This is a genomic window from Donghicola sp. XS_ASV15 (assembly GCF_041224595.1).
In the GTDB taxonomy this organism is placed as follows: Bacteria; Pseudomonadota; Alphaproteobacteria; order Rhodobacterales; family Rhodobacteraceae; genus Donghicola.
This window is the reverse complement of the sequence record NZ_JBGFGN010000027.1, coordinates 1-658: the sequence shown is the minus strand read 5'-3', so window position 1 is coordinate 658 and position 658 is coordinate 1. Positions and strand designations below refer to the sequence as shown.

The following is a 658-nucleotide window of genomic DNA, read 5'->3' as shown; positions in this document are numbered from 1 at the left end:
GCACCTTCAAATACAAGTCCACGGTGTATATCCCCAAGCCCTCCCGAAATCCGAAAGGGCAAAAGTGGACGACTTTTACGCCGCCCGCGACAACACTATGCCGTCGCTACCGTGGCCGAGTATTGCTCCGCCGTTCACACGTGATCTTCGGTTTCCTTCAGGTCGTTTTCTCTGAGGTATTTATTCAAGGTCGCGCTGAGTGTGGCCGAGTTCTGGCGATAGTTCGAGAAGCCCTCGGGGAACCCCAGCATCGCGTCAAGGCTCACTCCGAGGAGTGGCACGCGCCGTTTTGCCCGACGGGATTTGAGTTCGCGGCCAATGGGTAAACCCTGGACATAGGAAAGCCCGCCCTCCTTGGGGTCGTCCAGGCAAATCTCCTCCGGCGTCAAAGATGCGATCTCAATGAGCCGCAGACCCGTATTCATCATAATCTTGAAAATCGCCCGCGCCTGATCGTTCAAGCCATCCAGCGCGCCCGGCGCAAGAAGCCTTGTCTTAATCCATTCATCCGAGAACGGGTTAGTGTCCGAGCACGTGGTGTAATTTCCGCACCGCCAACGGTGTAATCCCGGGTGGCCATCGAGGTGTATGGTCGAGGTGGAGTTTGACCGCTTCAACCACGAACCACACGGAGACCCCGATGACCAAAACCAACATG

1 pseudogene is annotated in these 658 nt (G+C 56.5%); it reads right to left on the bottom strand.

The features are described from left to right. Positions 1-134: 134 nt before the first annotated feature. Positions 135-658 (bottom strand): annotated as a pseudogene (locus tag AB9K37_RS00465) (hypothetical protein); the annotation flags it as partial.